The organism is Draconibacterium mangrovi, assembly GCF_010586825.1.
Lineage (GTDB): Bacteria > Bacteroidota > Bacteroidia > Bacteroidales > Prolixibacteraceae > Draconibacterium > Draconibacterium mangrovi.
The window spans coordinates 34,562-51,660 of the sequence record NZ_JAAAGB010000016.1; the positions used below are offsets into that span (position 1 = coordinate 34,562).

The 17,099-nt window shown below is 41.5% G+C and carries 15 protein-coding genes; 9 read left to right on the forward strand and 6 right to left on the reverse strand.

What is annotated here, in order from left to right; translation table 11 throughout:
* Nucleotides 1-305: 305 nt before the first annotated feature.
* A complete protein-coding gene (cls, locus tag G4420_RS22090) occupies nt 306-1,757 on the reverse strand; it encodes a cardiolipin synthase (RefSeq protein ID WP_163326122.1) in 1,452 nt (483 codons plus the stop codon).
* A gap of 83 nt (nt 1,758-1,840) precedes the next feature.
* Here cls and G4420_RS22095 point away from each other — a divergent pair, with 83 nt between their 5' ends.
* Nucleotides 1,841-2,272 (forward strand): DUF6146 family protein, encoded by a 432-nt coding sequence (locus G4420_RS22095; protein ID WP_163326123.1) that lies wholly within the window; start codon nt 1,841-1,843, stop codon nt 2,270-2,272.
* Here the strand turns inward: G4420_RS22095 and ribD are convergent.
* Nucleotides 2,265-3,314, reverse strand: coding sequence for a bifunctional diaminohydroxyphosphoribosylaminopyrimidine deaminase/5-amino-6-(5-phosphoribosylamino)uracil reductase RibD (gene ribD, locus G4420_RS22100; RefSeq protein WP_163326124.1), 1,050 nt, complete (start codon nt 3,312-3,314; stop codon nt 2,265-2,267). The genes G4420_RS22095 and ribD overlap by 8 nt on opposite strands.
* 40 nt (nt 3,315-3,354) lie before the next feature.
* Here ribD and prmC point away from each other — a divergent pair, with 40 nt between their 5' ends.
* Nucleotides 3,355-4,194 (forward strand): peptide chain release factor N(5)-glutamine methyltransferase, encoded by an 840-nt coding sequence (gene prmC, locus G4420_RS22105; protein ID WP_163326125.1) that lies wholly within the window; start codon nt 3,355-3,357, stop codon nt 4,192-4,194.
* An 83-nt stretch (nt 4,195-4,277) separates the two neighbouring features.
* Complete coding sequence (locus tag G4420_RS22110) at nt 4,278-5,342, forward strand: endonuclease/exonuclease/phosphatase family protein (protein WP_163326126.1); 1,065 nt, start codon at nt 4,278-4,280, stop codon at nt 5,340-5,342.
* On the opposite strand, the gene G4420_RS22115 is transcribed toward G4420_RS22110, so the two are convergent.
* Entirely contained in the window at nt 5,339-6,274 is a 936-nt protein-coding gene (locus G4420_RS22115) for a bifunctional riboflavin kinase/FAD synthetase (RefSeq protein WP_163326127.1), read from the reverse strand. The two genes, G4420_RS22110 and G4420_RS22115, sit on opposite strands and share 4 nt — an antisense overlap.
* Before the next feature lie 351 nt (nt 6,275-6,625).
* On the opposite strand from G4420_RS22115, the gene G4420_RS22120 reads away from it, so the two are divergent.
* From G4420_RS22120 to G4420_RS22130, 3 genes are read left to right on the forward strand one after another with little or no spacing between them, the layout of a single operon-like run.
* Nucleotides 6,626-7,783, forward strand: a complete 1,158-nt coding sequence (locus G4420_RS22120) for a TlpA disulfide reductase family protein (protein ID WP_163326128.1) — start codon at nt 6,626-6,628, stop codon at nt 7,781-7,783.
* 15 nt (nt 7,784-7,798) lie between these two features.
* Nucleotides 7,799-8,560: a UDP-2,3-diacylglucosamine diphosphatase gene (locus G4420_RS22125; RefSeq protein ID WP_163326129.1), complete on the forward strand. Its 762-nt coding sequence runs from the start codon at nt 7,799-7,801 to the stop codon at nt 8,558-8,560.
* A 9-nt stretch (nt 8,561-8,569) separates the two neighbouring features.
* On the forward strand, nt 8,570-9,652 hold the full coding sequence (locus G4420_RS22130) for a 3-oxoacyl-ACP synthase III family protein (RefSeq protein WP_163326130.1): 1,083 nt from the start codon (nt 8,570-8,572) through the stop codon (nt 9,650-9,652).
* Between the two features lie 68 nt (nt 9,653-9,720).
* On the opposite strand, the gene ung is transcribed toward G4420_RS22130, so the two are convergent.
* Entirely contained in the window at nt 9,721-10,383 is a 663-nt protein-coding gene (ung, locus tag G4420_RS22135) for a uracil-DNA glycosylase (protein WP_163326131.1), read from the reverse strand.
* A 128-nt stretch (nt 10,384-10,511) separates the two neighbouring features.
* On the opposite strand from ung, the gene rmuC reads away from it, so the two are divergent.
* The gene (gene rmuC / locus G4420_RS22140; RefSeq protein ID WP_163326132.1) at nt 10,512-11,861 is read left to right on the forward strand and encodes a DNA recombination protein RmuC; all 1,350 of its coding nucleotides are present in this window, start codon (nt 10,512-10,514) and stop codon (nt 11,859-11,861) included.
* Nucleotides 11,862-12,085: 224 nt separating this feature from the next.
* On the opposite strand, the gene G4420_RS22145 is transcribed toward rmuC, so the two are convergent.
* Nucleotides 12,086-13,429, reverse strand: a complete 1,344-nt coding sequence (locus tag G4420_RS22145) for a dihydroorotase (RefSeq protein WP_163326133.1) — start codon at nt 13,427-13,429, stop codon at nt 12,086-12,088.
* A gap of 195 nt (nt 13,430-13,624) precedes the next feature.
* Nucleotides 13,625-14,359: a polyprenol monophosphomannose synthase gene (locus tag G4420_RS22150; RefSeq protein WP_163326134.1), complete on the reverse strand. Its 735-nt coding sequence runs from the start codon at nt 14,357-14,359 to the stop codon at nt 13,625-13,627.
* Between the two features lie 246 nt (nt 14,360-14,605).
* Between G4420_RS22150 and G4420_RS22155 the strand changes: the two genes are divergently transcribed.
* Both G4420_RS22155 and G4420_RS22160 read left to right on the forward strand, forming a co-directional pair.
* The gene (locus tag G4420_RS22155; protein ID WP_163326135.1) at nt 14,606-16,162 is read left to right on the forward strand and encodes a sigma-54-dependent Fis family transcriptional regulator; all 1,557 of its coding nucleotides are present in this window, start codon (nt 14,606-14,608) and stop codon (nt 16,160-16,162) included.
* A gap of 99 nt (nt 16,163-16,261) precedes the next feature.
* On the forward strand, nt 16,262-16,729 hold the full coding sequence (locus G4420_RS22160) for a GNAT family N-acetyltransferase (protein ID WP_163326136.1): 468 nt from the start codon (nt 16,262-16,264) through the stop codon (nt 16,727-16,729).
* Nucleotides 16,730-17,099: the final 370 nt, after the last annotated feature.

Here is a 17,099-nt window from a genome sequence, read left to right on the forward strand (position 1 = left end):
TTTAGCGAGGGGCACATAATAATCCCCAAGGGGCACAAAGCAAAAATGCAGGGGCACAGGCTGCGCCCCATGGGGCACGTTCTGTTAAAATGAGGGGAGATTTATGGAAGGCAAAAGTAAAAAGTAAAAAGTTGAGCGAAGGGAATTGAAAATCGGTCAAAGCCAAATCCCGACCGAAGCGTCGGGGGTAAAAGTTGAGGGGAAATGTTCTGAAAGCGATATCAAGCATCCGGTTGCAAGTCACGAGTTACGAGTCGCGAGACACGAGTATCCAGCATCAAGTATCCAGAATCCCGCATCTCTTCTTAAAACATCGGACTAATAATATGCGCCAACGATTCGCGGACCTTATCAAAGAGTGGTCGTTTGCGCCATTCCCGGTAACGTACCTCGCGGCAATGCTGCAAATCGGACAAAAAGTGTTGTTCGAGTTCGCTGGTGAATTCTTTTTGGTAGATAAAAGCATTGGCTTCAAAATTGGTTTCGAAACTACGGAAGTCGAAATTACTGGTTCCAACGCTCGCTATACTATCGTCGACCAACAGATATTTGCTGTGAATAAATCCTTTCTGGTAAAAATAAATGCGTACTCCTGCTTCCAGTAGCTCTTCAACATACGAAAACGAGCACCATCTCGAGAGCGAAGCATCCGATTTTTCGGGAATAATAATACGCACATCAACCTGGCTGAGCGCTGCGGTTTTTAGTGCCGTTTTTAACTCTGGTGGAGGCATCAGGTAGGGCGTAACAATGTGAATTCTTTTTCGCGCTGTTGTAATAGCAGCAAAAAAGCCCTGTTCAATACTTTTCCAGCTGTAATCGGGGCCACTTGCCGATATCTGCACCGGAACACCCGGAGCATCGGAAAGAGGAGGGAAATAGCGGTAGCCGTAAAGGTTTTGTTTGGTAATAAAATACCAGTCGGCAGCAAAAATTACCTGTAGGGTGGTGGCTGCATCGCCACCAATTTGAAGGTGCGTGTCGCGCCAGTGGCCCAGTCCTTTCATTCCCTCAATGTAGCGGTCGGCAATGTTTATACCGCCAATAAAGCCCGTTTTCCCATCAATAACAATAATCTTTCGGTGGTTGCGGTAATTCACCCGCGATGTAAACCGGGGAAAACGAACTTCCATAAAAGGATAAATTTCGATATCGTTAGCCTGCAATTCCCTAAAAAACTTCCGGGTCAGTCCCCAGCTGCCCACATCGTCAACAATAATGCGAACTTCAACTCCTTCCTTCCGCTTTTTTATAAGAATATCCTTTATTCGATTCCCGATCTTATCGTCGGCAAAAATGTAATATTCCATGTGAATATGGTGCCTGGCTTTTTCAATGGCCTCAATAATTCTGTCAAAAGTTTGTTGTCCGTCTACCAGCAAATGCAGTTTGTTCCCGGTGGTGAGCAACGAGTCGGAATTATTTAGTAAAAGCCGGATGATTGTTGCCTGGTGGTGCAATCCGGCCAACGAAATAAGTTTGTTTTGCTCGATGTTTTTTAACTGCTCGGCACTCAGGCGACGCATGGCTTTCAGGCTTTTTATGCCACGCCGCGAAAACATTTTTCGTTTGCGGTACTCCTGTCCGAAAACGAGGTAGAAAATCATTCCAAAAATGGGGATCAGAATCAGTACTAATATCCATGCCGCTGTTTTAAATGGCGATCGTTTTTCTAAAATGATCATCAGTGCAACGGGAATTGCCGTAATAAGAAAGATCAGATAAAACCAGTTCCAGAATTGACTCCAATCAGACATATTTTGTTTATTTGTACTCGTAAATTTCTAAATTTATTTGAGTAAAAACAATATTTGCTTCATATTCGTAGTTAAAGGTAGCGATGAAAAAAACAAAATACATATTACTGTGGATATTCGTTGGGGGAGCCGTGTTTTTGTATGCCTGTTCGGGTGCAAAACAAGTTGCTGAAAGCCAGAATTCAAGTGTTGAGGTAACGGGCAAAGACAGTGTAGAGTATGATGTGGAAACATTTAATGCGAGTTTCGATATTTGGTATCAACGGCAAAATACACCCGCCAGCTATCGGTCGCAAGCATATTACGAAAACTGGAACCGGCAATATGTAAGTGCGTGGAATGCGAAATGTGCATCACCGTCGCCAAACTGGAATTTTGAACCTGTTGTTGGTTACGACCCGACCGAGGATTACGGTTTTGAAATGAACCACAAATTGTTCTACTACTTTATGTACGTGGAAAATGTGCTGAAAAAGAAGATCATTCCCGGAGGCCCGCACGTGGTGCTTAAGTAGCCGTATTTCGGTAAACTACCAGTTTATCTTTCCCAAATAATTCCGATTGCCCTGTAATTCCGGGTGGCGTAGGTGCTTTTATACCCTTGCCAAAATTGGTGTGCCCGGTGTAAACATGTGCTTCGTCCCACAACCCTGAATCGATAAAAGTTTTAAGAACTTGCTCTCCTCCTTCAACAATCAGCGAGAGTATATTCTTTTGATGAAGCACTTCAATAATTTGCGGAAGAAGCTGATCGTTGAAATCAATTTTTATGTATTCAGTGTTTTTGTAGCGATGGTTTTCAAGCCCGTTAAAAACGATTGTTTCGGTTGAATTGTCGAACAAGTTCAGTTTTTTGTCCAAACGCAACTGGCGGTCGAGCACAATGCGCAATGGGTTTTTTCCTTTTATCAGCCGTACGGTTAGCGACGGATTATCTTTCTCTGCCGTGTTGGTGCCCACCAGAATCGCATCCTCCTCTGCCCGCATTTGATGAACCCGCAACAGTGCCCGCGGCCCGGTAATCCATGTTGGTTCTCCGTAGTCTTCGGCACTTCGGTCTTTATCAATAAAACCATCAGAAGTTTGCGCCCATTTCAGCAAAATGTAAGGGCGTTTTTTTTGGTGAAAAGTAAAAAAGCGCCGGTTCAACTCGTCACACTCGCTTTTCAGAATACCTGTTATTACTTCAATACCTGCATTTTTTAGTCTTTCAATTCCTTTTCCGGCCACTTTGGCAAACGGGTCAATACTGCCAATTACCACCCGCGGAATTTGTTTCTGAATGATCAGATCGGAGCAAGGTGGCGTTAAGCCGTAATGTGCACAAGGTTCCAGCGAAACATAAATGGTGCTTTCTTTTAGTTTCGCTGCATCGGTAACCGAGTTTATGGCGTTTACTTCGGCGTGTGCCTGCCCGTGTTTCTGGTGAAATCCTTCACCGATAATCCGGTCGGAATGTACGATAACACAACCTACCATCGGGTTGGGCGAAACATGTCCGGCACCCATTCGGGCCAGCTCGATACAGCGAGCCATATATTTTTCTTCGGTTGTCATTTTCAAGGAAAGACTAAATTTGCACCAACAAAAGTACACAATGCAGAAAACTATTCAATATATCCGGGCAGAATTGGCGCCGTTTTATCCTGAAACCGAAATTTCCGGATTTATACAAATGATTATGAATAGCGTGTTGGGTTTGTCGTACACGCAAATGATTCTGGAAAAAGACCGGGTGTTGGAAAGCTCTGAAACCGATCAGATAAAAGCGATAGTTGAACGGCTTAAAACTCACGAACCCATTCAATACATTCTGGGTGTTGCCGAATTTTACGGATTGGAGTTGAACGTTCAACCAGGCGTTTTAATTCCGCGGACTGAAACCGAGGAGTTGGTCGATTGGATCTGTAAAACAAAAATTCCAGCGTCGGCAAAAATACTGGATATTGGAACCGGAAGTGGTTGTATTTCGCTGGCTTTAAAAAATGAACTGCCCGCCGCTGCGGTCATGACTGTTGATGTGTCGGAAAAGGCTTTATCGATTGCTACTGAAAATGCGAAAAAAAATGGGCTTGATGTTTCATTTGAACACACCGATATATTAAAATGGCACGAACGTTCGTGGCCGCAATTTGATGTTATCGTTAGCAATCCGCCCTATGTAATGGAATGCGAAAAAAAGCAGATGGAGGCCAATGTGTTGGAGTACGAGCCCGGGCTGGCTTTGTTTGTAAGCGATACTGATCCGCTGATCTTCTACCGTACTATTGCACAGTTTGCTTTAAAACAGTTAAACGAAAATGGCTACCTGTTTTTTGAGATCAATGAAAACCTGGGAGACGAAATGGTGGCGCTGGTTAAGCAGTTGGGATTTAAGTCGATAGAATTACGTCGCGATTTAAACGGTAAAAACCGCATGCTCCGATGTCAAAAATAAATGGTTGCTGCATCATGAAAATGAATTTTTAGCGTTAATTATTGCAAACGATTTTTTATTTTGCAGTTAACTAAATCAACATTTTGAGAAAAGCACTCCGTAACATATTGTTTCTTGTCAATAGTCTTTTGGCGCTGGCCCTCGCGGGATCGTACCTTTCGGTGTATATTCCGCCCGATAAGTATTGGTTGCCGTCGTTATTCGGGATGGCTTATCCGTTTTTGCTGGGTGGCAATCTCCTGTTTATTGTTCTCTGGATTTTATTTAAACCACGTTACGCCTTGTTGTCGGTGGCAATGGTGTTGATTGGCTGGGGCTATTTTACGCGTTTTATGCAGCTGAAAGGCAAAAGCAGCGAAGAGGCAAATATTAGGGTTTTATCGTACAACGTAAAACATTTTGTGGCCGACACCAGCCGAACACAGAGAGAAAATGCAACAAAGATCATTTCATTTTTAGCCGATCAAAACGCCGATATTATTTGTTTGCAAGAAGCCCGATTGCGGAAGAACAATATTTTCAATCTCGCCCAAACAGTACAAGACCTGGAATCGATAAAACACTACCAGTTTGCGCGTTCGAGCACAAGTTATGGTTCGGTAACCATGACCCGCTATCCGATTTTAAACATGGGCGAAATACGATTTGAAAATTCCAGAAATATTACCATTTACACCGATGTTTTGATCGATTCGGATACGGTTCGTATTTTCAATATTCATTTGCAATCGTATCATATCGACCCGACTAAATATTCGATTATTGAATCGCCGGGAATAAACGAGGAAAAAGACATTGAGGAAGTGAAAGAAATGGGAGCGAAATTTAAAGAGGCCTTTCAGTTGCGTGCTAAGCAGGTGCGCGAAATTCGTAAATACATCGATGAGTCGCCACATAACGTAATTGTTTGCGGCGATTTTAACGATACGCCGGTTTCTTTTTCGTACCATACTTTAGCCGATGGTTTAACCGATGCTTTTGTTAGTTCGGGGCAGGGAATAGGACGCACTTACATTGGAAAGTTGCCTTCGTTTCGTATTGATTATATTTTGCACGGCGATGGGTTTGAGTCGTACAATTTTGAGACGCTCGATTACCGAATGTCCGATCATTTGCCAATAAGCTGCAGTTTGTTAAAGAAAGACTAATAATCGGTAAGAAGCTGAAGTGCTATTTGTTTGTCGGTTTTAAGCTGCTCTACTAAGGCATCAACACCTGAGAATTTCTGTTCTTCTCTGATTTTGTTGATAAAAATCAGCGTTATATCGTTGCCATACATATCGCCCGAAAAATCAAAAATGTTCACTTCAATACTTCGGTTGTCGGCATTGTTATTAAAGGTAGGGCGCGTGCCAATATTCAGCATGCCTTTATACTGCTTGTCTTCAATTTCAACTAAAACAGCATAAACGCCGTAGCCCGGAATAATTTTGTATTTATCCGAAGCCTCAATGTTTGCAGTGGGGAAACCCAGTTTGCGGCCCAGTTGCATGCCTTTTACAACGGTTCCGTGCAAAGTGAATTCGTAGCCCAGGTATTGGTTGGCCTTTTTTATGTCGCCTGATTGTAATGCCGCCCTTATTTTTGTAGAACTCACTTTTTCGGCCTCTACCGACAATGCATCGGTTTTTTTAACCGTAAAATTGTTCTTCTCAGCACATGCCTGCAGGTATTCGTAGCCACCCTCACGATTTTTGCCAAAGCGGTGGTCGTAGCCCACAACCAAACAACGGGTGCCAATTTTATTCACCAGAATGTCTTTTACAAAGTCAGTGTACGAAAGCTCCGCAAATTCTTTGTTAAAAGGATAAATGATCAGGTGATCGACGCCAAACTTTTCGAACAACTTAATTTTCTCTTCTTTGGTTGTCAGCAAACGAAGGCTTTTTTCGTTGGGTGAGGTTACAACCCGGGGGTGAGGGTAAAAGGTAAATATCACCGTTTCTCCATTAATTTCACTGGCCAGTTGTTTTAATTCTTCAATAACCGATTGATGTCCTTTGTGCAACCCATCGAAAGTGCCGATGGTTACTACAGGGTTGGTTGCATTAAAATCGTCGAGCGAATAATGGATCTTCACTGGTTTTGTATAAAATGTTTTGCGCTACAAACCTATTGAAAATTTTAAAGCTATTAAAGTCGGTGCACCGAATCGAGGTAAAATTATACGCTGAGGAATGCCTTTTTTAACGATTTTGCAGAAAATCCTATAAAATCGGTTGCTTTGTTTATGCTTTTGTAATTGCCTTACTATTCAATTGGAACGATAAAAATTGTTATTTTCTTTGATTGCTATTTTCGATGTATGCAAAATTGTTAATTTTACGGCCTTTATACAATACGGGCATCTTTGGAAATAACTTAAGTTTGAAACCAATTTGCACGTTTACGATACCTTTTGGTAGATTATCATTAATCAGATTAAAAAAACATGACGTACAGAGTTTTATTTTTTTTAATAGCTGCCCTGCTAGTATTGGGTGGGTGTAAGAAAGAAAAGGAGTTTACAATCCGTGGTAAAATTACGCACGCCGAAGATCAGACTATTGTTCTGGAGGAATTGCACACCAGTACGCTAAAAAAGATAGCAGAAACAAAAATCAATAAAAAAGGTGAATTCGAAATTTCGGCAATGACCGGAATTCCTACATTTTACCTTCTGAAACTTAACGATCAGAGTTTTATCACATTACTTGTTGATTCGGCAGAAACGGTTACCGTTGAAGCTGACGCTGCTAATTTCGATCGGGAATACCATGTTGATGGTTCGCCTGGTTCTGTTCAGGTGAAATTACTGGATTCGAAATTAAAAGAAACCCGCCATAAATTGGATTCAATAAGATCGTTAGATAATTTGTATAAAGGAAATCCGGAGTATGATAGTGCACGACCACGCTGGGCTGAAGAATACGATAAAATTGTTCAGGAGCAAATAGATTTTTCTACAAATTTTGTTCGAGAGAATCCTTTTTCAATGGCCAGTGTTCTGGCGCTTTATCAAAAGTTTGGCACTGATGATCCATCATTTATTGTTCGTGATTTGCAGGTAATGAAAACGGCTGCTTCGGCTTTAAATTCGATTTACCCAAAATCAGAACAGGTTCAGGCACTTTATAACAATACATTGCAGATTGTTCGTGAAAAGCAGTCGGCCGATATGAAAAAGTTTATTCAGGAACAAGGCGATAATAGTCCTGATATTGTTTTGCCAAATCCTGATGGAAATGAAGTTGCCCTGTCGTCGTTACGTGGCAAAGTTGTTTTATTGCAGTTTTGGGCGGCGGTTGATCGTGCTTCGCGAATTCAAAACCCGGTGTTGGTTGAAGCTTACAATAAATACAAACGTAAAGGTTTCGAAATTTACCAGGTTAGTGTAGATGATAATCGTGCCGAGTGGGTGGATGCTATCGACCAGGATAAATTGACCTGGATTAATGTTGGCGATATGGCAGGAAGTAAAATGGCTGCGGCTGTTTACAATGTACAAAGCGTTCCGTTTAACTATTTGCTGAACGAAGAAGGCGAAATTGTTGCCAAAAACCTTAAAGGGCCGGCTTTGGATAAAGCTCTGGCTCAACTTCTCGACTAGTATAAAACCGGTAATTTGACACAAAAACGGAAAATATATTTCATCTCCGATGTGCATCTTGGTGCTCCGGCGTTAACTAACAACCGGAAGCGTGAGTTATTATTCGCATCCTGGCTCGACGATATTAGCGATGATGTTGACGAGCTGTACCTGATGGGAGATATCTTCGATTTCTGGTACGAATACAAAAAAGTTGTTCCACGCGGATTTACACGTATTTTAGGCCGGCTTGCCGATCTTACCGACAAAGGGATTCCGGTACATTTTTTTACCGGAAACCACGATATGTGGGTGTACGATTACCTGGCCGAAGAAACGGGAATTAATGTTCATCACGATTATATAATACGCGAAATACACGGGAAGCGGTTTTTTCTAGCTCACGGCGATGGGCTCGATGCATCGGATAAAGGATATATTTTTCTGAAAAAGATATTTACCAATACTACCATGCGATGGCTTTTCTCGAGGTTGCACCCGAATTTTGCATTTAAGATTGCACATAAATGGTCTGCATCCAGTAGGTTATCAAATGCGGATTATGACGAAGATTTTATGGCAAATAAAGATGGAATGTATAAATTTGCCGCGGATTTTTTACAGACAAATCCTATTGATTATTTTATAATGGGCCATCGGCATAAGCTGGTAAACGAAAAAATGAACGAAAATACCCGGTTTATTATACTTGGCGACTGGATAAAAGCGTTTTCATATGGTGTGTTCGATGGCGAGAATTTTGAATTAAAGACATATAAAGACGAAGCGAAAGCTTAACAGCGAATTATGGCAAAGCAAATATATACTAGAATTATTGGTACCGGAAGTGCGCTTCCATCTCAAATAATTAAGAATACACATTTCTTGAAGAATGAGTTTTATACTCCGTCGAAGAAAAAGATTGAGGATAAAAGTAATGAGGAGATTATTCACAAGTTTCAGGAGATTACCAATATTGAAGAGCGACGCTACATTGCCGACGATTTGGTGACTTCAGATCTTGCGGCTATGGCAGTAGAAGACGCTTGCAAGTCGGCCGGAATTTCAATGGAAAGTCTCGACTTTATAATCGTTGGACATAATTTTGGCGATATCCTGCACGGAAATGTGCGCACCGATGTTTTGCCAAGTTTGGCCAACAAGGTGAAAATGAAACTGCACATAAAAAATCCAACATGCATTTGCCATGATGTGGTTTCGGGCTGCCCGGGATGGACACAGGGAATGATTACCGCCGACGCCTACATAAAAAGTGGCTTTGGAAAAAGAGGTGTTGTAGTTGGTGCCGATGTGCTGTCACGTATTTCCGATCCGCACGATCGTGATTCGATGATTTATGCCGACGGAGCAGGAGCAACAGTTGTTGAAGCTATTGAAAGTGAAGAACCTGTTGGAATTCTGTCTCACTCGAGCCGGTCTGATTCAGTTAAATATGCCAATCTGCTTACTTTGGGCGAATCGGACAATCCTGATTACGAAAGCGATGAGTTATTTATAAAAATGTCCGGACATAAATTGTATGTTTATGCCATTACAACCGTTCCCGGTGTGGTAAAAGACAGCATTGAAAAAGCAGGACTGGAATTAGAAGACATAAAAAAGATTTTTATCCATCAGGCAAACGAAAAAATGGATGAAGCAATTTTATCCGGTGTCTTAAAGTTGTACGGTAAAAAGGAAGCGCCTGAAGGAATTATGCCAATGAGTATCCGCGAATTGGGAAATTCTTCAACCGCTACTGTGCCAACTCTTCTTGATTTGGTATTAAAAGGAAAAATGGAAGGGCACGAAGTGAATGAAGGAGATTACACCATTCTTTGTTCGGTGGGTGCAGGAATGAACATCAATTCCATTGTTTATAAGTGGTAAGCGACACACTCTATTATATTTAAAAACCGATTAGTTGTTTGACGGATCGGTTTTTTTGTGCCTCGTTTTTACCAGTTTATCGGTTCCAGCCCTTTTGAAACCAGAAACTCGTTGGTGCGGCTAAAATGTTTGTTGCCAAAAAATCCGCGGCTTGCTGAAAGTGGCGACGGATGCACCGATGTGAGCACGAAATGTTTCTCCTGATCGATAAACTTACTTTTGCTTATCGCATAGTTTCCCCACAGCAGAAAAACCACATTTTCTTTCTCCTTGTTTATTTTTTCGATTACGGCATCGGTAAATTGTTCCCAACCCTTTTTTTGGTGCGAAGCTGCCTGGTGTGCACGAACCGTTAAGGTGGCATTTAACAACAAAACGCCTTGACGCGCCCAATCGGTTAAATCTCCGGTTTCGGGAATGGGTTTGCCCAGATCGCTGTTTAGTTCTTTAAAAATATTACGCAAACTTGGAGGAAAAGGAATACCGTCGTTCACCGAAAAACAAAGGCCGTGTGCCTGCCCCGGTCCGTGGTAAGGATCCTGACCGATGATAACCACTTTCAGCTTTTCAAACGGACATTGGTCAAAAGCATTAAAAATGAGTTTGCCGGGAGGATAAATACGCTGCGTATTATATTCTTCGCGAACAAACGCGCTTAACTCCGTAAAATAATCCTTTTCAAACTCTTCGTTTAACTGTTTTTTCCAGCCTTTTTCAATTTTAACCTCCATAAAAATCGTGTAATTTTCTCCTAAAAATAGAAAAATTAACTGCCCTAAAAATTCAATAAACTATTTTTTCGCCTCACGCCTTGGGCTTCTTTGCATTTTTGTATTTTTAGGATTCAAACAAAATCAAAATGGAAATTATTTATCTGGTTGCAGGAGTGGTAGTTGGTGGAATTGTTGCATTTCTTCTCCTGAAATTGAAAGCGCAAAGTGGGCAGGCCGATGCAGGGAAATTACTTTTTGAAAAGGAAAGTGAGTTTTTAACACAAAAGGCTGAAATTGAAAAACAGGGGCTGGTTTGGCAGGAGCGTTACAATGCGCTAAAAAACGAAGCCGATGAATGGAAAGCAGAATTACAGGCTTACCGCGAAGAAAATAAAGCCTTAAATGTGCGTCTGGAAAATGCTAAAGTGCAGTTTAAAAATCAGGAAGAGAAATTATCCGAGCAGAAAGAGGAACTGGAAAAGATACAGAAAAAACTAACGGTTGAGTTTGAAAACGTAGCCAATAAAATTCTGGAGAAGAACAGCGAGAAATTTACTGCAGCCAATCAGAAAAATATTAGTGAGGTACTAAATCCGTTAAAGGAGAAAATTCAACTTTTCGAGAAAAAAGTAGATGACACCTATAAGCAAGGTTTAAAAGATCAAACTGATTTAAAAGCAGAGCTGAAAAAACTGTATGATCTGAACAACAAAATAAGCGAAGAAGCCAACAACCTGACCAAAGCCCTAAAAGGCGATGTGAAAAAGCAAGGAAACTGGGGCGAAGTTGTTTTGGAACGAATTCTCGAACGATCGGGATTGAATGAAGGAGAACAAGGCTACCAAAAACAGTTTAGCGATATGACAGAGGAGGGCAAACGCATTCAGCCCGACATTGTGATCAACCTGCCGGATAACAAACACATAATTGTCGACTCGAAAGTTTCGATGATTGCCTATGAACGAGCCGTTAATGCCGAAAACGATGAGGATAGAGTGAAGTTCGTAAAAGAGCATCTTTTAAGTTTGAGAACTCACATTAAAGGCCTGAGCGAAAAACACTATCAAACGGCGAGTAAGTTAAATTCACCCGATTTTGTGCTGTTGTTTATTCCTATAGAAGCTTCGTTTAGTGTTGCTATTCAGGAAGACCATGAATTGTTTTCGTATGCCTGGGATCAGAAAGTGGTGATTGTAAGTCCGTCGACTTTGCTGGCAACTTTGCGTACCATTTCATCCATCTGGCAGCAGGAAAACCAGACCCGAAATGCCATTGAGATTGCTAAACAGGGTGGTGCGCTTTACGATAAATTTGTGGGTTTTATTATTGATATGGAAAACATTGGTAAAAACCTGTTAACCACTCAGAAGACCTACGAATCGGCGGTAAATAAATTGCATACCGGTGCCGGCAACCTGGTGCGTCGTGCAGAGAACATTAAAAAGCTGGGGGCAAAAGCTACCAAAGAATTACCGCAAAAAATGCTGGAGGAGTAGTGCTTTCTTGAAGATTACAAGGAGTTACACAGAACATCCAATTTCGTAATGGCGGAGCTCTAAGTCATCCGCCATCCGCAATTTCATTAACGGAAAAAGGTGATTTCCAATGAAGAAACCACCTAATGAATGTGTGACTTATTTAACGAATAAGTCGTGCAGTCATAAACGTATAAGTACGAAATAGGTTTACCCTGGGGAATATTTTAGAATGATTCTACGGACTAGTAATTAAACGTAACTGCCTGTCCGTAATTTGGATGAATGATCCGACTGTTGTCGTACACCTTCAACCCATTTACAAAAGTGCTTACTACCTGATTCGAAAACTCAGTTCGCTCAAATGGCGCCCACCCACATTTGTATAGAATATTCTCTGGTGCAACAATCCAGTTTTTATTCGGATCAACCAAAACAAGGTCGGCAAAATAGCCTTCGCGAATGTAGCCTCGTTTGTTTACGCGGAAAAGATCGGCCGGTGCATGGCACATTTTTTCAATTACTTTTTCTACTGAAATAAATCCTTTTTTGCTTAGTTCGAGCATGGCAACCAACGAGTGCTGAACCAACGGTCCGCCGGACGGAGCATTAAAGTAAGAGTTATTCTTTTCCTCCAATGTATGCGGTGCGTGGTCGGTGGCAATTACATCAATTTTATCGGCTAGCAAGGCTTCCCAAAGTGCTACTTTATCTTTTTCGCATTTTACTGAAGGATTCCATTTTATGCGTGTTCCGTAATCGATATAGTCGCGCTCGTCGAACCACAGGTGATGAACACAAACTTCGGCTGTAATTTTTTTATCGCTTACTTTTCCCGGCGAGAAAAGACTCATTTCTTTTGCCGACGAAAGGTGCAGAATATGCAAACGTGTATCAAATTTAGAGGCCAGTTCAACCGCTTTCGACGACGATTTATAACAAGCTTCGTCGCTTCGAATGTGGCAGTGGCGCGAAATAGGAACGTTTTCGCCGTAACGCTGACGTGCAACTTCGATGTTGGCTTTTATGGTTGCTTCGTCTTCGCAGTGGGTAGCAACCAAAGTTGGAGCATTTTTAAAAATCTCAGATAAGGTTGCATCGTCGTCAACCAACATATTTCCGGTTGAAGAGCCCATAAAAACTTTTATACCGCATACTTTTGTCGGATCGGTTTTCAGCACTTCCTGCAAATTGTCGTTGGTGGCACCCATGTAAAACGAATAGTTAACTGCCGATACTTCAGCAGCCCGATCGAATTTTTTCTGCAATTCTTCTTGCGTAACGGCTTGTGGATTGGTGTTGGGCATTTCCATATAGGTAGTAACTCCGCCGGCAGCGGCAGCTTTACTTTCAGTTGCTATTTCTCCTTTGTGGGTTAAGCCCGGCTCGCGAAAGTGTACCTGGTCGTCAATTACTCCGGGTATCAACAAAAGCCCTGTCGCATCAATAACTTCGGTGTGACTGGTATCAAAATCGGCGGGGACAGTGTGAGGAAAGACTTTTTCTATTTTTTCACCATCAATTAAAACACTTCCTTTAAATTTTAATCCCTCGTTTACTATCGTTGCGTCTTTAATCAGCGTTTTCATTTCCCCTCGATTTTTGATTTATAACAAAGTTACTAAAATACGCCGAGACCCTTCTTGTCTGCACGCCACGAAATTCAGCAACCTTTTGTCAAACGTTGTTTGTAGCTCATTGTTCACATTCGGGAGAGAATTGTGCACAATAAAAAAGACTGCACCTGGCAGCCTTTTTTTATCCTTATCAATTATCGTTAATCCTTAATTTGTTCGCTCGTATTTTCGAAAGTAGCTGTGTAATTTCATTTTCAAAACGCCCCAAAGTGCTTCGTTAAAAATACCACCGCTCATTTTCGACGTCCCTTCCTGGCGGTCGGTAAACACAATCGACACTTCTTTGATATTAAAGCCAAATTTGTGGGCTGTAAATTTCATTTCAATCTGGAACCCGTAACCAATCAGTTTTATTTCATCAAGGTCGATGGTTTCCAGCACTTCCCGTTTCCAGCATACAAATCCCGCGGTGGTGTCGCGCACATTCATGCCGGTAACAATACGCACATACATCGAAGCAAAATACGACATCAGTACACGGCCAAGGGGCCAGTTTACGACATTTATTCCTGTAATATAGCGCGAGCCAACAGCCACATCTGCACCATCATCAATGGCACCAAAAAGTTTTAGCAGATCATCGGGATTGTGCGAAAAATCGCAGTCCATTTCGCAAATAGCTTCGTAATCTCTTTCAAGTGCCCATTTGAAACCCGCAATATAAGCTGTGCCCAAACCCAATTTTCCTTTTCTTTCCAGAATATGGAGTTGCTCCGGGAATTCATCCATAAGGACTTTTACAATGTCAGCTGTTCCATCAGGCGAATTATCTTCTACAATCAGCAAATGAAAAGGCTTTTCCAAAGAAAATACCTTGCGGATCATCTTTTCAACGTTTTCCTTTTCGTTATAGGTTGGAATGATTACTAAATTCTTTGACACTTTTCCGGAGTATTTGAATATAGTAACGAAAATACGGTTTTTGGATGAATTCTAAATCGTTTAGTAATCAATAATACATATGGAGTATTGATGAGTGTTTGATAAAATATATGGCAGATGGCTTTCTAAAAGATGCCAAAAGATTAACAAAGTGTTAAAATGATTCAAAAGGAATGTAAAAGCTTACAGATATCTATTTTATTAGTGAAATTTGTTGTCGTTGAATAGGTGTATAATAGCTTTTCTATGGAAATTAAATGCAGAAAGGGCGGTGAAGAATGTTATGGTCTGAGTGAAATGACTTTGCTTTTTGATATAAGTCAGCGATTGATTCAGAGCAAACAATTCAAAAATGACTTGAATACCATTGTAAAAATGGTGGCAGAGTACCTTGGTGCCGAACGCTGTTTTTTAACCATTTTAAATCGCGAGGACGAACATATTTATATGGAAGCCGCCTATGGTGTAAATACCAGCCAGCAGGCTCGGGCAAAGTATAAATTGGGCGAAGGAATTATTGGGAAAGTGGTTGAAATGGCTCGGCCTGTTGTGGTTGAAAAGATATCTAAATCATCGTTGTTTTTGAACCGAACAAACCAGGAATTATACAAAGACGGTAAAGAACTAACCTTTGTGTGTGTGCCGGTTATTGATGAAGGTAGAGTTACCGGAACATTGAGTTTTGCCCGCGTTTATAATCCGTATATCAGTGTTGATGAGGGTACACGGCTACTGTCGATTATTGGTTCGATGGTGATACGTGCCACCTTACACCGCCAGGAGCGGCTGGAAGAACTGGAGACGCTTAAGCAAAAAAACCTGGAGTTGGAAAGCAAGATTTCAGGGCAAAAGCATGTGAATATGATTGGGAATTCGGGGAAAATGCGCGATGTGTTTTCGCTGGTTCAAATGGTGGGGAAAACCAGTTCAACCGTTCTTATTCGTGGAGAAAGTGGTGTGGGTAAGGAACTGGTGGCCGATGCCATTCACGAAGCCAGTACCCGAAAAGGAAAAAACTTTATAAAAGTAAACTGCTCCGCCCTGCCCGAATCGCTGATTGAGAGTGAATTGTTCGGACACGAAAAAGGAGCGTTTACCGGAGCCGATGCACAACGCAAAGGCCGTTTTGAGTTGGCCAACGGCGGCACTATTTTCCTGGATGAGATTGGCGATATCCCGTTGTCGACCCAGGTAAAACTTTTGAGGATGATCCAGCAGCGCGAATTTGAGCGGGTAGGAGGTACGCAAACCATAAAGTCGGACGTGCGGATTATCTGTGCTACCAACCGGAAACTAGAAGAAATGATCGAAAACGAAGAGTTTCGCGAAGATTTGTATTACCGGATTAATGTTTTTCCGATTTATATTCCATCGTTACGCGAGCGCCGCGATGATATTCCGCAGCTGGTTGATCATTTTATTGGCAAATTCAACAAAGAGAACCAGACAAAAATTAAACGAATTACCACTTCTGCACTCGATATGCTGATGGTTTACAAATGGCCGGGTAACATTCGGGAGCTGGAAAACTGTATTGAGCGGGCCTGTATTTTAAGTACCGACAATGTGATTCACAGTTATAATTTACCACCGTCGTTGCAAACAGCTCATTCGTCGAATACCAGCTCGAAAGGCGGCATGATGTATACCGTTGAGCAGGTGGAGAAACAATTGATTCGCGATGCACTAACATCAACAAAAGGAAATATTACCAAAGCTGCCGAGGAGCTGCGAATAACCGAACGGATGCTGGGCACGCGCCTGAAAAAGTACGAAATTGATGCGTGGAGGTACAAAGTTTAATGCAATATTAGAATAGTTGAGGATTAGAATGTTGGAATGCGATAATGCATATTTTTAACTATTATTGCATTGAAGCATTTAATCATTAATGCATTGTAGATGGAAAAAAAACTCATTCAGGTTGATTTGCAGAATCCCGTTCATTGCGAGCAGGTAGTTCATCTTTTAAATGATTACATGGAAGATGAAATGGGAATTCGCGAATCGATGCCCGATGGACTTGGCCCAAAAATTATTGAAGGCCTGAGACGGCATTCGGCATACATGGGTTTTTTTGTTTGTATTGGCGACGATTTTGCCGGGCTGGCCAATTGTAACCTGAATTTTTCGACATGGAAAGCCAGTCCGCTAATTAATATCCACGATTTAATTGTGTCGCCCGATTTCCGGCAGCAGGGAGTTGGTCTGTTTCTGCTAAAAGGCATTGAAAAATATGCGGAAGAAAACGGATACTGCAGAATAAACCTTGAAGTGCGCCACGATAATTTTAAAGCCCAAAACCTTTACCGCAAGGCCGGATTTAAAGAATGCGAGCCCAATAATTTTTTCTGGGAAAACAAGCTTTAGGAGTGTTCGAATGTTAGGTATTGGAATATTAGAATGGCGTAATTCCGGATTCTAAAAATTTGTAAATCTTTTTACTTTTTACTTTTGCCTTTTCACTTTTGCCTTGAAAACAGTAGCGGTTTTACGATATATTGTTAACTGCAAAGAGGGCCACTTTTTTGAAAAAATGCATCTCTTTGCACTTACAAGCGGGTATTTTTGCAAGAAAACACTGCCCTTTGCAATTATAATCATACATTTTTTCAAAAAAACCGTGCCCTTTGCATACAAAGAGATGCGTTTGGGTAAAAAAATGCTGCCCTTTAACTGCAACAATATACATTCTCGGAAGAAGGGAAGACATAAATAAAAAAGGGCCATCCGTTTCCGA